Source organism: Hymenobacter bucti (assembly GCF_042681145.1).
In the GTDB taxonomy this organism is placed as follows: domain Bacteria; phylum Bacteroidota; class Bacteroidia; order Cytophagales; family Hymenobacteraceae; genus Hymenobacter; species Hymenobacter bucti.
Window position 1 is genome coordinate 407,728 of the sequence record NZ_JBHUFD010000005.1, and the last position, 17,915, is coordinate 425,642.

The following is a 17,915-nucleotide window of genomic DNA, read 5'->3' on the forward strand; positions in this document are numbered from 1 at the left end:
ATTCGCAAAAAATTCACTTTGTGCTTATCTTCGTTTGGCACCTTCACACTTCTTTAACACCTCGCTACTACTCTATGCCTTTGCTTGCTACTGCGGAGCCACTCGCGCCGACCGCCCATTTAAAGACCAAACTCAAGGAAGTGTTCGGTTTTGGGCAATTCAGGGGAACGCAAGAGGCTGTTATTCAGAATATTCTAGCCGGTCATAATACCTTCGTTATCATGCCCACGGGCGCGGGCAAAAGCCTGTGCTACCAGCTGCCGGCGCTGGTGCTGCCGGGCACGGCCATTGTTATTTCGCCGCTCATCGCGCTCATGAAAAACCAGGTCGACCAGCTGTCGGCCTTCGGGGTGAACGCGCAGGTGTACAATTCGACGCTGACCAAGACGGAGATGAACCGCGTCAAAAAAGACGTAATAGCGGGCGAGGTGCGGCTTTTGTACGTGGCACCCGAGAGCCTGACCAAAGAGGACACTATTGCCTTTCTCCAAAAAGCCAACATTTCGTTTGTGGCCATCGACGAGGCCCACTGCATTTCGGAGTGGGGCCACGACTTCCGGCCCGAGTACCGCAAGATTCGCGGCATTATCGACAACCTAGGGGGCAAGATTCCGCTCATCGCACTCACGGCCACGGCCACGCCCAAGGTGCAGCTCGACATCCAGAAAAACCTGCACATGGACGATGCGAGTGTCTTCAAGACCTCGTTTAACCGCACTAATCTCTACTACGAGGTGCGCGCCAAGCGCAACACTAAGAAGCAGCTCATTCAGTACGTGCAGTCGCACAAGGGCAAGGCGGGCATTATTTACTGCCTGAGCCGCAAGAAAGTGGAGGAAGTGGCCGAGCTGCTGCGCGTGAACGACGTGCGCGCCCTACCCTACCACGCCGGGCTGGACCCGCACACGCGGATGAATAACCAGGATGCGTTTCTGAGCGAGGACTGCGACGTGATTGTGGCCACCATCGCCTTCGGCATGGGCATTGACAAGCCCGACGTGCGCTTCGTCATTCACTACGACGCGCCGAAGAGCATCGAAGGCTACTACCAGGAAACCGGCCGCGGCGGCCGCGATGGCCTGGAGGGTAACTGCCTGATGTTTTACAGCTACGACGACATTCTGAAGCTCGAAAAATTCAGCAAGGACAAGCCCGTAACCGAGCGCGACAACGCCCGGCAGCTCCTGCTGGAAATGACGAACTACTCGGAGTCATCGGTGTGCCGCCGCCGGCAGCTGCTACACTACTTCGGCGAGCACCTGGATACGGACTGCGGCTTTTGCGACAACTGCCGCCACCCCAAGGAGAAATTTGACGGTACCGAGCACGTAGGGCTAGCTCTGCGGGCGGTGGTGCAGACCGAGGCGCGCTTCGGCCTCGACCACATTGCGCAGGTGCTCCTAGGGCTGCGCAACCCGCACATCGACAGCTATGGCCACGACGGGCTGCCCGTGTACGGCCAGGGCAAGGCCCTGAGTGGCGACATGCAAGTGTGGCTGTCAGTGCTGCGCCAGTGCTTACTCAATGGCCTGCTGGAGAAGGACATCGACTCGATTGGCCTCATCCACATCACCGACAAGGGTATCGATTTTATCGAGAACCCGCAGCGCATGACGCTGACCAAGGACCACGACTTTGAGGCCGAAAAGCAGGAGGAAGAAGACGGCGAGAAGATTCAGCAGGCGGCCGGCCACGACGAGGCGCTGTTTACCCAGCTCAAGGAGCTGCGCAAGCAGGTAGCCAAGCAGAAAAACCTGCCGCCCTACGTGCTCTTCCAGGACCCCAGCCTGAAGGAGATGGCCACCACCTACCCCCAGACCCTGCACGAGCTAACGCACATCTCGGGCGTGGGCCAGGGCAAGGCCCAGAAATTCGGGGCGCCCTTCGTGGCGGCGATTAAGAAGCACGTGGAGGACAATGAGATTGAGACGGCGGCCGACGTGATTATCAAGTCGACGGTGAACCGCTCGAAGCTCAAAATCTACATCATCCAGCAGATTGACAAGAAGATGGACCTGGTCGGCATTGCCCGGAGCCAGGGCATCACGATGGCCGATTTGATTGAGGAAATCGAGCACATCTGCTTCTCGGGCACCAAGCTGAACCTGAACTACTACCTCCGCGACGCAGTGGACGAGGACAAGCAGGAGGAGATTTACGACTACTTCATGACGGCCGCCACCGACAACATCGACGTGGCCATGCAGGAGCTCGGCGTTGATGACTTCACGGAGGAGGAAGTGCGGCTGGTGCGCGTCAAGTTCCTGAGCGAAGTGGCCAACTAAGCATCGCCACGTTTTATTTAATTGCTAAAAGGCACCGCACGCTCGTGCGGGGCCTTTTTGTGCTATCCCGCGGCTGGTTGGGGCTGCCACCCCACTGCTCCGAATGCGCTTGGTACTTTGCGCGGGCCAAGCAGCGCGCTCCCAAAATGAGACTTAAAAAATAAATAACTAGCCTTTTCGAAGCCATTGATAATGTACTATATTCGTCCGATTATCCAAACCTCCTTTCCGTGAGAAGTTCCGCACCTGGCTCTTCTTCGCTCTTCGGCTATGAACCTACCCTTACGCGGACTATTGGCGGCTGCGCTGCTCCTAGGGAGCCTGCGCCCCGCCCTGGCTCAGTCGGCCCCCGATAGCCTGGCCCAGGCAGCCAGCTCTGACACCCTGCGCCTGGCCCAGCGGCTGACGGAAGACGAGGAGGAGCCCGCCACCGCCAGTACCCTGCCAGTCGCTCCCGCCCCCATGCCCGTGGCCGTCACGGAAGTAACGCTGCACGGCACCGTGCTGGACGTGGCCAGCGGCAAGCCCGTGCCCGCCAGCATCGAGGTGCTTGATAACGAAACGGGCGCGCTCGTTACTACCCTGCGCTGCACGCCGGAGGGCAGCTATTCCATCAACCTGCCGGCGGGCACCAACTACGGCTTGGTGCTGCACAGCGGCGCCTACCCCTTCCACTCCGAAAACGTGAACCTGGCCGCGCGGATGGGCTTTCCGGAAACGGTGCGCAACTTCCGGCTGCAAAAGCTGGAGCCCGGCACTAACATCTTGCTCAATAATGTATTCTTCGAGTCGGGCACGGCGAAGCTGAGCCCCGCCAGTACGGCCGAGCTCGAGCGCCTGGTAAAGCTGCTGGCCGACAAGCCCAAGCTGAAGCTCAAAATCAGCAGCCACACCGATGGCACCGACGATTACGAAGCCGGCGTGGTCCTGACCAAGCAACGGGCCCAGGTAATTGCCGCCTACCTCACCGAGCACAAAATAAAGACTGACCGGTTGACCATAATGGGCTACGGGGCCAGCATTCCGCTACGCGCCAGTGCCCTCAATGGCGACCTACAGCGCAACCAGCGCATCGAGTTTAGGGTGATGGCCAACTAGCTTTTGTTAGGCCCTGGTAAAAACCAGCCCCAAGTAGTAAGCACGAAAAAGGGCCGCCAAATTGGCGGCCCTTTTTACGTTGCAGTGCCCCGCGCCCACCTAGGGCACGGAGGCGTAGCCAACTAGCAGTACTCTTCAAAAGCGCCTTGCAGGTTGTTGACAATGCGCATCATGTCGGAGCCTTCGATGTGGTAGCGCTCAATCATGTGCACCAGCTCGCCGTCCTTGAACAGGCCGATGCAGGGCGAGGAGGGCGGGTAGGGCAGCATGTGCTCGCGCATCTTGGCCACAGCGTCGGTTTCCATGCCGGCAAAAACGGTCACCAGCTTGGTGGGCTTTTTATCGGCGCTGGCCAGGGCCAGTTTGAGGGCCGGGCGGGCCTTACCGGCCGCACAGCCGCACACCGAGTTCACGGCTACCAGCACGGTGCCTGCGGTGGGGGCCAGGGCCGCGTCTACTTCCTGCGGCGACATCAGTTGTTCGAAGCCCGCCTCCACCAGGTCCTGGCGGATGGGAGCGACCATGTATTCGGGATAAACAGCCATAATGAGGTAATTTAATGGGCTCGGCCGGCGGGTAAAGCGCCGGCGCCTTCGCAAAAGTACGGCGCGCGTTGCGCCGCCCTCCATAAGCAGGCAGACCCTCAAAAGGTTCGGCCGCAATAGGCTCATCTATTACCTACCGTTTTTCGTGTACATTGCTAGTAAATGCCTGCGGCACCGGCTAAGTCGCCTTATTCGACCTCCTCACTTACCTTTTTACCGTTTTGATTATCAAAAACTTTACGCACTCTAGGCGCCTGCTGCTGGGCCTGGTAGCCTGGGCTGGCCTAGGGTACCAGGCCAGCGCCCAATCGCGGCCGGGCACCATCCAACCCGGTCCCACCCGCCCTTCGGCCGAGCTGCTGCGCGCCCGCGCCCGGCCTACCCCGGCCGCCAGCCAGCGCACCTTTCTGGCCAACCCCAATCCGCACCTAGATGCTGACTTGCAGCGCCTTTACCAGGAGAGCGTAGCGCTGAAAAGCGGCGGCGCGGCCGCGCAGCAAAGCTTGCGCACCACCCACCCAGAGCTCACGTTTGGCAAGGGCGCGGCGCCCACGGTGCTGGTGCGCATTACGGCGCAGGATGTGAACGCGCTGCTACCCAGCTTGCAGCAGCGGGGCTTCGTGGTGTCGGCGTCGTATCCCAAGCTGCACTTCGTGGAGGGCCTGCTGCCCGTGAGCCAGCTCAGCGGCAATGGCCAGGGCGTGGAGGCCCTAGCTACCCAGGGGCTGCTGGGGGTAGTGAGCGCGTACCAGCCCGAGCACAACGCCGGCGCGGTCAACAGCCAGGCCGACTACGTGCTGGAGGCGGCCCGCACCCGCAACTCCCGCCCCCGAAACGTGGCTGGCAGCGGCGTCAAAATCGGGGTACTGAGCGATTCGTTTAACTTCCTAGGGGGCGCGGCCACCGACGTGGCCTCGGGCGACCTGCCCGCCGCGGGGGTGCAGGTGCTCAACGAAGGCAGCAGCACCGACGAAGGCCGGGCCATGTGCCAGCTCATCTATGACCTAGCCCCAGGCTCGGCCCTGGCTTTTAGCACGGCCAATGGCGGCGAGGGCGTTTTTGCGCAGCATATCAAGGACCTCGCCGACCCTACCAAAGGCAACTGCCAGGTGATAGTGGACGATGTGCGCTACCTGACCGAGCCCTTCTTCCAGGACGGGCCAGTAGCGCAGGCCGTCAACCAGGTAGTGGCGCAAAACGGCGTCAGCTACTTCTCCTCGGCCGGCAATTACGCCGATGCCAGCTACGAGAACAACGCGCCGCAGTTTGTGACGCCCACGGGCGGCACCAAGCGGCTGCTCAATTTTGACGGCTCTGCTGCCACTACCGACGTTACGCAGCGTGTTACTCTGACCGCCACGGGCTCTTTCCGGCCTTTTTTGCAGTGGTCGGACCCTTTTTATACCACGGCCGGGGTCAGAACCAACCTCGACATGTACCTGATTGCCGTGAGCAGCACCGGCGTGGCGGGCGATACCGTGGCGCGCGGCAGCAACAACAACATTGCCCTGCAATACCCGGTCGAAACCTTCAACTTTACGAATAGCGCCGCCACGGGCACCACCACCTTCGACCTGATAATAGTGGTGCGGGGTGGCGTGGCGCCGACCCGCGTAAAGTACATCGACTACGGCTCGGGCGCGACCCTCACTGAGTGGCGCACGGGCAGCAGCACCATCTCGGGGCACGCGGCGGCCGCTTCGGCCTTTGCCGTGGCGGCCGTGCCGTACTTCGACCAGCAAACGCCAGAAACCTTTACCTCGAAGGGGGGCGCGCTACCCTTCTTGTTTAGCCCCACGGGCACGGCCCTCACGGCGGTAGAAACCCGCCAGAAGCCCAACATCACTTCGGTAGATGGCACGGATAACACGTTCTTCGGGTCGGACCGCGAAGGCAACGGCTTGCCCAATTTCTCGGGCACTTCGGCCGCGGCGCCCCACGCAGCGGCGGTGGCGGCGCTGTTGCGCTCCTCCGAACCAACCCTGACGCCCACCCAGGTGTACGCTCGCCTCACGGCCTCGGCGCGGCTGCTGGGCACCACGGCCACCGACCCGCTCACGGGCCCCGGCCTACTCAATGCCTACACAGCCGTGTATGGGCCCGCGGTGGCCACCCCGACGCCCTACAGCGAGGACCTAGAGAAAACGGCTCTGCCTCTCAATTGGGTTCTGAATACCTACCGCGCCGGCCGCGCGCAGGTAGTGAATGGCTTCGACCCGGCCTCCGGCCGGTACCAGCTGCTGCTAGATGCGGCCGTGACCTTCAACGCCGCCACGGCCGTGCAGAGCACAAACGAAGCCATCTGCTACATCGCCCCGGCGGCGGGCGCCGACGTGCAGCTCTCATTCCGGCACCGCCGGAACACGGCCGAAACCAACGAGGTAATGCCGGTTTCGTACGTGGGCAACGGCACCAGCCGCACCGATGGCGTGGCGCTGAGCGTGGACGGCGGCACCACTTGGTACCGCATCTACGACCTGGCCACCAACTCTACCACCACCTACCAGACCAGCGTGGTCAACCTCACGCAGTTTGCGGCGGCCAACAGCCTGACCCTAGGTACCGATGTGCGCATCAAGTTTCAGCAGTACGGCGGCGGCGCGGGCACGGGCGCTACCGTGGCCACGCGGCGCGGGCGCTCGTTCGATGATATTGCCGTGACATCCAGCACCCCCAGCCTGGTAGCGCTCTTCAATTCCAACCAGCCCACCACCGGCTGCCCCGGCCTGCAGGTGCAGTACGCCGATACGTCGCTGTTTAAAACGGCGGCCACGGCCTACGCCTGGACGTTCCCGGGCGGCACGCCGGCCACCTCTACCCTGCGCAACCCGCTGGTGACCTACAGCACGCCGGGCCACTACGGCGTGACGCTGAGCGTGAGCAACGCCACCAGCACGGCCGCCCGCACCGACACGGGCTACGTCTTCATTTATGGCCGGGCCCCGCAGGTGCGGGCTACGGCTACGTCTACCAGCGTGTGCCGCGGCGGCACCGTCACGTTTAGCAGCACGGCGCAGTACTGCCCCACCGCCTACGCCTGGAGCTTTCCGGGCGGCACGCCGGCCACCTCTACCGACCCCAATCCGGGGGCCGTTACCTACGCCACCCCCGGCACCTACACAGCCACCCTCACCGTCACCAACCCCTACGGCACGGCCACCAGCAGCTTCGTGGTGGATGTGGATGGCCGCGCCCTCCCCTTCGCCGAAAACTTCGACAGTTCGCCGACCTTGCCGCGCGGCTGGACGCTGGTGCGACCCAGCACCTACGCCTGGGCCCTGGTCGATGGCATCATTGGGCGCTCGGGCGTGGCCAGTCGCGCCATCCGGGCCCCGTTTGCCGACGACCGGACCAAGGGTGAGCGACCGGCCGTGTACACGCCGGCCATTAACCTCACCGGCGTAGCCAGCCCCACACTACTGTTTGACTTGGCCTACGGGCCCTTCGCCGACCCAGCGGGCAGTACGCCCACCGACATCGACTCGCTGCGCATTCAGGTGGTCGATGCCTGCTCGGGCGCGGTGCTGGGCAACCCCTATAGCAAGGGCGCCCTCAACGGCCTCCCCACCAGCGCCAGCACCCCCAACTACTTTATCCCGGCCTCGGGCGCCGACTGGCGCCAGGAAACGGTAGACCTGACGCCCTACGCGGGCAAAGTCGTTATCATTCGCTTCATCGGGTACAACGACTTTGGCAATCACCTATACCTGGACAACATTCAGGTTGGCAACGCCTTGCTGAGCCTGACTTCGGCGGCCAGCGCCGTGGGGCTTGAGGTGTGGCCCGTGCCCACTCCGCGCGGCACCGGCCTCAACCTGCGCCTGCCCGCCCGCTCGGGCAGCGTCGACCTGCGCCTGGTCGATAACCTAGGGCGCGTGGTGTGGCAGCAGCAGCTTACCCAGAACGGCGCGGCCCTCGAGCGCACGCTCGCGCTGCCGTTTGCCCCGGGCCTGTACAATCTCTTGTACAGCCCGGCGGGCGGCACGCCCGCTGCCCGCCGCGTAGTGCTGGAATAAACCAGCACCACCTAGGTTCCTTCCTTTTAAAATGGCCAGGCAAGAAATTGTCTGGCCATTTTGCATTTTTTATGCTTTATCTTTAGGCTGACTATGAGCTACTACGTTATTTAAATCTTCTTATTATCCTAAAAATTAAAAAAGCAAACTTAGCTGCGTAAGCCTGAGCGGCGCCGCTACCAAGCGGCAGCAACCGCGAGAATCGGGCTCCGCTACCTGGTTTGCTTACTTTTTCCTGATGCATTCTATGGCTTGGCTAACTCGCTCTATCATCTTATCCTGTGGGCTTTTAGGATTTACTATCACGCTAGCGCAGGCGCAAAGCATTCTCTTTACCAAAGAGCAGTTTACCATTGACAAGGACGGGCTCAAACTGGCGCAGCACGAGCTAGAGCTCGGCGACCACGAATTTGGCGCCGACCCGGCGCGGTTTGGAGCGGCGCTGCCGCACTACCTGCGGGCGCAAAAATTCAATCCAAAGAACGCCCTACTCAATGCGAAAATAGGGGAGTGCTACTTGCACTCTGCCACGAAACAAGAAGCCCTAGGGTACTTGCAGCGGGCCCAGCAGCTCGATGCCAAGGCCGAGCCCCGCATGCACTACCTGCTGGCCCGCGCCTTGCACCTCAACGGGCAGTGGGAAGCCGCCATCAAGGAGTATGAGCAGGCCCGGCCGGTATCGGCCGAGGCCACCAGCGACGACGTGGCCGTGACCACCGACGACCTGGCGCGCTGCGTGCGCGAGTGCCACCGCGGCCTGCAAATGCAGGCCCACCCGGTGCGCGTGAAGCTGGAAAACGCCGGCCCCGCCGTCAATTCGGCTATGTCGGACTACGCCCCGCTCATCTCGGCCGATGAGTCGGTGCTGCTGCTGACCTCGCGCCGGGCGGGCTCGACGGGCGGCCAGCTCGATACTGAAGGCGACGGCATGCTGGAAGACATTTACCAAAGCGACTGGACGGGCTCGGCCTGGGGCCCCGCCCGCAACCTAGGGGCGCCCGTGAACACGGCTCGCCACGATGCCACCGTGGGCCTTTCGGCCGATGGCCAGCACCTGCTGGTGTACATGGAGGATAATGAGGGCGATATCTACGAATCGGACCTAGTGGGCAACGCCTGGAGCAAGCCCCGCAACCTGGGCGCCCGCCTCAACACCCGGTTTCACGAGTCGGCGGCCTGCTACTCGCCCGATGGCAAGTACCTCTACTTTGTGAGCGACCGGCCCGAGGGCAACCGCGGAGGCCGCGACATTTACCGCCTGGAGCTGGATGCCCGCACGCCAGCCGAAAACCTGGGCCCGGTCGTCAACTCGCCCTACGATGAGGAGGGCGTGTTCATGCACCCCGATGGCAAGACGCTCTATTTCTCGTCCAAGGGCCACGACTCGATGGGCGGCTACGACATCTTCAAGTCGACCCTGAGCGCGCAGGGCCAGTGGAGCGAACCTGAAAACCTGGGCTGGCCCATTAATACGCCCGACGACGACGTGTACTTTGTGCTCTCGGCCTCGGGCCAGCACGGCTATTACTCCTCCGACCAGCCGGGCGGCCTGGGCGGCAAGGACATCTACCGCGTCACGTTCCTAGGTCCCGAGCCGGCCTCGGTAGCGGCAGCCAGCAAGGCTAAGCCCACGGGCTCCGCCGCGGCTGCCAAAAGCGCTTCGCCCGCCGCCAAGCCCGCCGCAACGGCCGCCGCGCTGGCGCACGTCACCATTCTGAAAGGCAGCATCACGGACGCCGCGAGCAAGAAGCCTTTGGCGGCTACTATTGAAGTTATTGACAACCAGAAAGGTGAAGTAGTGGCCACCTACCAGTCGAATGCCGCCACGGGGCGCTACCTGCTCAGCCTGCCATCGGGCCGCAACTACGGGATAGCGGTGCGCCAGCCCGGCTATCTGCTGTATTCGCACAACGTAGACCTGCCGGCCGGCGCGCCCTACGCCGAGCAGCAGCAGGACGTGGCGCTGAGCCGGCCCGCCCCCGGCGCCATCGTGGAGCTGCGCAATATTTTCTTCGACCCGGCCCAGGCCGAGCTGCGCCCCGAAAGCGCCGCCGAGCTGGCTCGCCTTCAGCAACTCCTCACCGAGCAGCCCGCCCTGCGCCTGGAGCTCTGCGGCCAGAGCGATGCCGCCAGCGCCAGCCTGCGCCAGCAGCGGGCCGAAGTAATTCTGGCTTATCTCATCGGCCACGGCATTGCCAGCAGCCGCCTCAGCACGGCGGCCACCGAGCAGCCGGTTGCCTCGCTGGCGAGCACGCCCCAGCCCACCAGCGGCCCCACCACCTTCCGGGTAGTAGCCGCGGGCCACTAGCTCTCGGCGAGCTCTTTCCCCGCGAATAAGCCCGGCTGAGCGGGCAAACCAGCCCACGCGGCTGGCCCGCCCGTCCGCACCCAAACCCCTTGCTAACTTGCGGGCCAAATACACTATAACTGGTAATAAGCCAGCGCTTATTTCGTGCGCTCTTTATCTTTATTCACAGTATTTAGCATCCATCTTCGTTGGTTGGCAGCGGGGCTTTGCCTGCTCCTGGCTGGCGGGGCAGGGCGCGCCGCCCCCCTGCCAGCGCCGCGCGCCTTTGTGCGCCAGTTTGGGCCGGCCGATGGGCTGAGCCAGCCCTTTATTTATTGCCTGCTCCAAGACCAGCAGGGCTACCTGTGGCTAGGCACCGCCGAGGGCCTGGTGCGCTACGATGGCGCCCGCTTCGTCACGCTCACCACCCAGGATGGCCTGGCCGAAAACTTCGTAACCGGCCTGTGGGAAGAGCCCGGCACCGGCCGCCTATGGGTGGCCCACTACCAGGGCGGGCGCTCGGTGCGGCCCGCCCTAGGTACCGCTTTTCGGGCCGTGGCCGCCGTGCCCAAGGGCTGGCGGGCGCCCGCCCCCGGCCCCCCGGCCCCCGATACGGCTCGCCTGCGGGCCTACCTGCGGCACCACCCCCTACCCCTACCCGCCGATGTGGCGCCCAGCTGCCTGCTTGAAGACCGAGATGGCAATGCCTGGTTGGGCACCGCCGGCCAGGGCCTGTGGCAGCACAGCGACCGTTTTGCTACCCTGGTGCCCCTGCCCGCCCGCTACGCGGCCAACGGGGTTGCCCTAGGGGCCGCCCCGGCCGGGGCGGCTACGGCCATCTGGGGGGCGGCGGGCGCTCGTTCTTTTTGGGTTGACAACCTGGTGCACGCGCTGGCTAGCGCCGGCAGCAGTAGCACATTGGCGGCGCCAGCGCGCACGCTTTTGCCCCGGCCCGCGGCCCTGGGGGGCGGCACCTGGCAGGGCGGGCGCGGCGGCGTGTGGGTGGCAGCGGCCCCCGGCGCCCCGGCCACTCGCGTGCCGGGCTTGCCGCCGGGGCTCGATGTAGCCGCCCTGGCTTACTCGCCGGCATCGGGGCTGTGGGTGGGCACGGTGGCCGATGGCGTGTACCATCTGCCGCGGCCGGCGACTGGCACGGCCGCGCGGCCGGCCGTGCATTTCACTACGGCCAATGGCTTGCTGCACAATCAGATTTACAGCTTGCTGGCCGACCACACCGGCCGCATTTGGGTAGGCATGCACGGCACCGGGCTCTCGGCCTGGGAGCCGGCTGGCCGGCGTTTTCGCCACTATCGGGTGCACCCGAGCGGCCTGGCTACCAACGCGCTGGCCGAAGATGCGCAGGGCACCATCTGGGTGGGCACCGAGGGCCAGGGGCTGTATTACCTAGCAGCCGGCGCGCGCCAATACCAGCCCCTGGCGGCGGGGCCGGCCGGCTTGCCCGACGACTACACGCTGGCCCTGGTGCCCCTAGGTAAGCAGCTGCTGCTGGTGCACCCGCAGGCGCTTTCGCTGCTCGATACCCGGCGGCACGTAGCGCGGCCCATCCGCCTGCTGGCGCGCAATTTTTTGCCGGCCGCGGCGGCCCTAGGGGGCGCGCACCCCACCGCCTGGGTGGCCACGCAGGCCGGCCTGCTTCGCCTCGATATTTCCGCGCTCCTAACCTGGGCGGTGCGGGCCGCAGCCTCGCCCAGCCTGGCCCTAACGGGCGCCGAAGTAGACGGCGAAAGCCATTTGCCAGCGGCCATCGGAGAGCTTTCGGCGCAGCAGCACCGCGTCAGCTTCGCTTTTCAGGGCCTGAGCCTGGCGGCCGGCGATGCGCCGCTGCTCTACCAGTACCGGCTGCATGGCCTCTCCAAAGAATGGAGCCGGCCTAGCCCGGCGGGCGAGGCGCAGTTTGTGGGGCTGAGCGCGGGCCACTATACCCTCGATGTGCGGACTCGCTACGCGGGGTCGGCCGCGGCCACCTGGAGCCCAGTGGCGAGCACCCGTTTCAGCATTGCCGCGCCTTGGTGGCAGCGAGGCTGGGTGCTAGCCCTAGGTGCTCTAGCTTTGGTAAGCAGCATTGTACTGGTAGTGCGGGGCCGCGAGCGCCTGCTGCGTCACCAGCGCGCGCAGCTAGAGCGCACGGTGCGCCAGCGCACCAGCGAGCTGCGCCAGAAGAATACCCACATCGAGCAAATGAACGGGGAGCTGCTCGTGGCCCGCGATGCGGCAGAAGCCTCGCGCCGGGCCAAGGCGCAGTTTCTGGCCAACATGAGTCACGAAATTCGCACCCCGATGAACGCCGTCATCGGCCTCACCAACCTGCTCCAGCACACGCAGCCTACCCGCGAGCAGGCCGAGTACCTCACGGCCATCGGCTCGTCGTCGCAGAATTTGCTGGTCATCCTAAACGACATCCTGGACTCCTCCAAGATGGAGGCGGGCAAGCTGACGCTTGAGCAGATTCCCTTCCGCCTGCCCGATGCCGTGCGCCGGCTCAGCACCCTGTTCCGCTACGCCGCCGATAGCAAAGGCTTGCAGCTACGGGTGGAGGTAGCGCCGGCCGTGCCCGCCGCCGTGCTCGGCGACCCCACCCGCTTGCAGCAGGTGCTGGTGAACCTAGTGAGCAATGCGCTGAAATTTACGCGCCAGGGCAGCGTCACGGTCCGCGTGGACTTGGCCGCGCCGCCGGCCCCCGATGCCTTGCACGTGGCGCTGCGCTTCGCGGTGCAGGACACGGGCATCGGCATTGCCGCCAATAAGCTCAGTGCCATTTTCGAGGATTTTTCGCAGGCCAACGCCAGCACGACCCGGGAGTTTGGGGGCACCGGCCTGGGGCTGAGCATTGCCCGCAACCTGGTGCAGCTGCACGGCGGCCAGCTCGGCGTGCGCAGCGAAGAGGGGCTAGGCTCGGAGTTCTTTTTTGAGCTGACTTTTCCCGTGGCCGACCCTACCCTGGCGCAGCCCGAGGTGTACGCGGGGCCACTGCCCGCCTTCGAACCGGCCCTGCGGGTGCTGGTGGCCGAAGACAACGAGCTCAACCAGTTAGTAGCCCGCAAAACACTGGAGAACTGGAATGTACGCGTCGTCATTGCCGCCAATGGCCGCCTAGCCTTGGAGCAGGCTACCCAAGCCGCCGAGCCCTTCGACGCGGTGCTGATGGATGTGCAGATGCCCGAGCTGGACGGCTACGCCGCCACCCGGGCCCTGCGCGAGTTCTTCCCCGACGCGCGGCAGCTGCCCATCATCGGCCTCACGGCTTCGGTGCTGCCCGAAGACCGCGGCCTGGCCCTGGCGGCGGGCATGAACGATACCCTAGCCAAGCCCTTCGACCCCGCCCTACTTCACGCTCGCTTATCCTATTTCACTGGTCGTCAGCCGACTATCCCTACCACGGCCTCTGCGCTGCCAGCCACCCCAAGCGAACTCCCGGCGACGCCCGCCACTACCGTGCGCCCCGATTGGCAGCTCCTCGAAGGCCTCGCCTGCGGTAATGAGGCCTTCATCAAGCAGATTATCAACACCTTCTTGAGCGAAGCACCGGCGCTGGAAGAGGTACTAAGTGCCGCCTTCCCCCACGATGCCGACAAGCTGGCCCAAGTGGCGCACAAGCTTAAAGGTCAGGTAGCTTACTTTGGGGTGCCCGTGCTGCATACCCAGCTAGATGAGCTGGAGCGCAGCGCCCGCCGCCGCGACTGCCAGCACTGTGAGCCCTTGCTACTCGCCATCCGGCAGCAGCTGGGGCAGCTCTACCCCCACTTGGAAGCCCGCACTTAACAAAGCAGCTTCGCGCGGCAGCTTACCATACGTTCATTTTGTACATCAGAAAGCTCTTTTCCTTACCTGTAAGATTTCGCTACGTTGATTTATTTACGGCGAGCCGCATTAATTTTATACAATTTATCAAGCTTGGATAATAGCCCTTCTTCATTCTCTTTTTTCCCATGACTACTACCCTGCCAGACGCCGCTGCTACCCTCCCGCCCTTGCGCTGCTTAGTAGTAGACGATGACCCACTATCGGTACAGATAGTGCTGAATTGCATTGCCAACACGCCTTTTTTGCAGGCCGTTGGCTCGTGCGCCAGCGGGATGGAGGCCACTGAGGTCCTGCGCACCCAAACGCAGCCCTTGGATGTGCTGTTTCTGGACATAGAAATGCCCCTGATGTCGGGGCTCGATTTGCTGCGCCTGCAAGTAGAATTGCCCCAAGTAGTGCTCATTACGAGCAGCGAGCACTACGCCGTGCAGGCGTTTGAGTTCGCCGTTTCTGACTACCTACTCAAGCCATTATCCTATCCGCGCTTTTTGCAGGCGGCCCAAAAAGTGCTCGAGAACATTACGGCCGAGCGGGCAGCCGAGGTCGATGCCGTCGGCCCCGCGCCTGCCCTGGCCACGGAGCCGGACTTCACCTTCGTGAAGATGGATACCAAGTTGGTGCGGGTCGATTTTCGGGAAGTGCAGTACGTGGAAGCCCTTGGCGACTACGTGCACATCGTTACGAGCCACAGCAAGCTGATAGTGTACAGCACGATGCGCGCCATCGAAGAGAAGTTCCCGCCTTCGCAGTTCGTGCGGGTGCACCGCTCCTTCATTGCCAATATCAACTGCATTCAGGCCCTGGAAGACAACTCACTGCTAATCAAGGATAAATACATTCCGGTGGGCCAAACTTATCTGCGCAACGTGCTGCAGCGGCTCAATCGGCTGTAGCGGTGCTTGTTTCTATGGTTTTATTTCATTATCCGTCGGCCTAGGGGGCTGCCTGGCGGGCCAACTCTTTTTAATTTAGGTATGCAGTGGTTTCGTATTTTGGTAGGGGCGCTGGCTTTGGTGGGGGGCGCGTGGCATACTGCCCAGGCCCAGTCGGCGGCGGCCGACTGTGGCCCCCCGCTGCTGCCACAACTGTGCGTCGATTTTGACGCGCACCGCTCGGTCGATGCCGCCGCCGGCGACCTGGTGTACCGCTGGCGCATGGGCGACAGCACCACGCTCACGGGCCTCACCATCAGCCACTGCTATAAGCGCCGGGCCCGCTACCAGGTGGTGCTGGATGTGCTGGTACCCGCCACCGGAGAAATCCGCCAAGCCGAGAAAACCTTTGAGGTAGACCTGGTTACGCAGCCCGTTATCAACTTCAGCTTTCCTACTACTACAGTTCACGTGGGCCAGGCCGTGGCCTTCGATGCCCTAGACTCGGGCCTTCCAACGTGCCAGAATATTGCCTATATCTGGGATTTTCGCGATGGCACCACTCAGCAAGGGCACCGCATCGAGCACACGTTTCGCCGGGCCGGCCGCTACGCGGTGCGCCTGAGCCTGCGCGGCTACGGGCCAGGCGATTGCGCCGCCAGCCACTGCGCCACCCAGGAGGTAGTAGTAGTACCCTAGGGCTACTCGGGCGCGCCATTACGCAAAATATCCAGCACAAGCGTCCAGACCTGCTCATACGGAATTATTTCGATTTCGGCATCTGCTTCGCCCACCATGGGGGCCTGACTGAGTTGCGCCAACAGATTCTGGCCCCGTTTAGCCAGCGCCGTTGCATTAAACTCGCCTTCTGGCAGTAGCAGCAGCAAGCGTAGCAGCAGCCGGCTGCGCAATGTGGCGACATCGCGCAAGTGGCGCTGCTGGTACTTGCGGAGGCGCTCGAGACGCGACAGCACTGGTTCTAGCGACCGCTGCCGCAGGTAGTGCAGCAACTGAAAAACCAGAATAGCCACGTTGTAGCCCTGCTTGTCGCGCGTGTACTCGGGCACCGTTAGCGCGGCAAATATGGCCAGTTGGTTACGGCGGCGCAGGGGTATTCTATCGGCTGGCTGCACGAACTCTACGTAGGCTTGTAGCAAGCCCCACCGCTCCTGCGCAGCCGGCCGCTGCTTCGAGAGGGACGGATTTTTTTGCACCGTGTGAAACAAGAGCAACGCTTTGTCATATTCACCGGCGTGCAGGGCAAGCAGAATATAGTGTTCGTAGTAGTAGAACCAGTTGTTTGAGGTAGGATGCAGATTAGCAGCATATTCCTCGGCCAGCTTTAGCCCCGCCGCGTACTGGCGCCCACGCAAGTGCGCATAAACGCTCATAAACTGGTTGAAGCGCTGGTCGAAGCGGCGCTCATTCAGTTTGCCTTTGCGCAGCAGCTGCGTAGCAGCCGTAGTAGAGCGGATGATTTCCTTGTAGTCACCAACCAGGCCCGCTTGAATTAATTGTAGCCGGTAGAGCGCCAAAAAAGTGGTGAAAGTTTTAGCTTTTTGGTGCAATTGCTGCGCTCTTTCCAAATGAGCTGCCATTTTGGGCAGCAGCACCTGCCGCACGGCCACCGTCCGCCGCATTGTCAAGCTGACTTGCATGGCCAGTTCCTCCGACTCGTGCTCATAAGCCAAAATCTGACGCAGCTTATGAAGCTTCTTAGTGGCTTCTGAGTACTTGTGCTGCTGCCGCTGCCCAGCGTACAGCGTGCACAGGCGGTGGCAGGCCTGCTCGGCGTAGTTGGTAAATTCTCCTTTTTCGGCTGCCCGCAAGCAGCGCCTCAGCAGTCGCTCGCTGAGCACGTATTCGCCTTCTAGGTACAGAATCGTTACTTTATGCAGCAGGTCCAGGCATTCTAGCTCGTAGCGGCGCGCTACGAATAGGCGCGTATCGGAATGGTCAAGAAAGAAAAGATGGTTGAGCAGTTTATCTTGTACCCTGACGCGTAGTCGCAAAAAAGCGGTTTGGTTCGCGCTCGTGTGCTTGCCATACAGTTGCTTCACGACCCCTAGGGCCGTTACATTTACATCTGCCGCTAACAACGTGGCCAGTTGTACTTCTTTGCCTGGCTGCCGGTCATTCAAATCGAGCAAAGGCTCATTTTTGAGGCGGCGCAATGTCACAATTCGGGCCAGATTTGCGATTTCCTTCATCGGAAAAGCGTATTAGTAGGCTAAGAACGCCTTGTTGCGTGCTTGACAGCCTTAAAAGTAGCACGTAAAAAAAGAAGTAAAATGTCCTTGCCCTGCTTGGGCGTAAACAGGAATTTTGTAACATGGCATGGTCTTTTTTCTTTGACCAAGCGATGTCACAATTTTCGCTTTTTCTTGCAAAAAATCAATCTTATGGTAGCGCTTTTATAGCTGTGTAGCACATACATTTGTGGCACTTCCTATAATGAATTATAAAAAATCTTATTAAAAACATTGTCTTATTTTCAATAAGACTGTCCTTTAATAAGGCTTATGGGTAGCGGAACTTTGTCCCAGTTAATCATCAAAGCAAATCCAAAACCCTCTCAGCGCCTTTACCATGCTTGACCTCTTCATCATCGCCCTGCTTCAGTTCACCACTTTGACGGGTGACGCATCTGCTAACAAAATCGGTGCTGCCGGCTGGGAAAACGACTATGCTCCGACTACCAACAAAATCGGTGCTGCCGGCTGGGAAAACGACTATGCTCCGACTACCAACAAAATCGGTGCTGCCGGCTGGGAAAACGACTAAGCTAGCAACTGCTTGATAGTTGCCTAACTTGCTGGTGTTGCTATCTCACCTCGCAGTTGAATGAAATATTTTTGGTTTGGATGTTTGTTAGCCATCAGCGTAAGCGGATGCTCTCCACAGCCTGAGCAGCAAGCAAATACTATTGTACATATTCGCTGGAATCGCGACCCAGAGAGTTTGTCCCCGCTAGTACTGCCCAACCAATA

At 62.0% G+C, this 17,915-nt stretch carries 10 protein-coding genes; 8 read left to right on the forward strand and 2 right to left on the reverse strand.

Annotated elements, in window-relative coordinates:
* The first annotated feature begins 74 nt into the window (after positions 1-74).
* Complete coding sequence (gene recQ / locus ACFSDX_RS13805) at positions 75-2,285, forward strand: DNA helicase RecQ (RefSeq protein WP_382314474.1); 2,211 nt, start codon at positions 75-77, stop codon at positions 2,283-2,285.
* A 270-nt stretch (positions 2,286-2,555) separates the two neighbouring features.
* Positions 2,556-3,383 carry an OmpA family protein gene (locus tag ACFSDX_RS13810; protein WP_382314476.1) on the forward strand — a complete coding sequence of 276 codons (828 nt, stop codon included), beginning with the start codon at positions 2,556-2,558 and terminating at the stop codon, positions 3,381-3,383.
* Between the two features lie 122 nt (positions 3,384-3,505).
* Here the strand turns inward: ACFSDX_RS13810 and ACFSDX_RS13815 are convergent, their stop codons facing one another.
* Positions 3,506-3,928 carry a BrxA/BrxB family bacilliredoxin gene (locus ACFSDX_RS13815; protein WP_382314478.1) on the reverse strand — a complete coding sequence of 141 codons (423 nt, stop codon included), beginning with the start codon at positions 3,926-3,928 and terminating at the stop codon, positions 3,506-3,508.
* A 221-nt stretch (positions 3,929-4,149) separates the two neighbouring features.
* Here ACFSDX_RS13815 and ACFSDX_RS13820 point away from each other — a divergent pair, with 221 nt between their 5' ends.
* The 5 genes from ACFSDX_RS13820 (at position 4,150) to ACFSDX_RS13840 (ending at position 15,624) form a co-directional block, all read left to right on the forward strand.
* Positions 4,150-7,944: a PKD domain-containing protein gene (locus ACFSDX_RS13820; RefSeq protein WP_382314480.1), complete on the forward strand. Its 3,795-nt coding sequence runs from the start codon at positions 4,150-4,152 to the stop codon at positions 7,942-7,944.
* 247 nt (positions 7,945-8,191) lie between these two features.
* Complete coding sequence (locus ACFSDX_RS13825) at positions 8,192-10,252, forward strand: OmpA family protein (protein ID WP_382314482.1); 2,061 nt, start codon at positions 8,192-8,194, stop codon at positions 10,250-10,252.
* Between the two features lie 144 nt (positions 10,253-10,396).
* Positions 10,397-14,011: a hybrid sensor histidine kinase/response regulator gene (locus tag ACFSDX_RS13830; protein WP_382314484.1), complete on the forward strand. Its 3,615-nt coding sequence runs from the start codon at positions 10,397-10,399 to the stop codon at positions 14,009-14,011.
* Positions 14,012-14,178: 167 nt separating this feature from the next.
* Positions 14,179-14,946: a LytR/AlgR family response regulator transcription factor gene (locus tag ACFSDX_RS13835; RefSeq protein WP_382314486.1), complete on the forward strand. Its 768-nt coding sequence runs from the start codon at positions 14,179-14,181 to the stop codon at positions 14,944-14,946.
* An 81-nt stretch (positions 14,947-15,027) separates the two neighbouring features.
* Complete coding sequence (locus ACFSDX_RS13840; protein WP_382314488.1) at positions 15,028-15,624, forward strand: PKD domain-containing protein; 597 nt, start codon at positions 15,028-15,030, stop codon at positions 15,622-15,624.
* 2 nt (positions 15,625-15,626) lie between these two features.
* Here ACFSDX_RS13840 and ACFSDX_RS13845 read toward each other — a convergent pair whose 3' ends face one another.
* On the reverse strand, positions 15,627-17,135 hold the full coding sequence (locus tag ACFSDX_RS13845) for a hypothetical protein (RefSeq protein WP_382314490.1): 1,509 nt from the start codon (positions 17,133-17,135) through the stop codon (positions 15,627-15,629).
* 379 nt (positions 17,136-17,514) lie between these two features.
* On the opposite strand from ACFSDX_RS13845, the gene ACFSDX_RS13850 reads away from it, so the two are divergent.
* Complete coding sequence (locus ACFSDX_RS13850) at positions 17,515-17,709, forward strand: hypothetical protein (RefSeq protein ID WP_382314492.1); 195 nt, start codon at positions 17,515-17,517, stop codon at positions 17,707-17,709.
* The last annotated feature ends 206 nt before the right edge of the window (positions 17,710-17,915 follow it).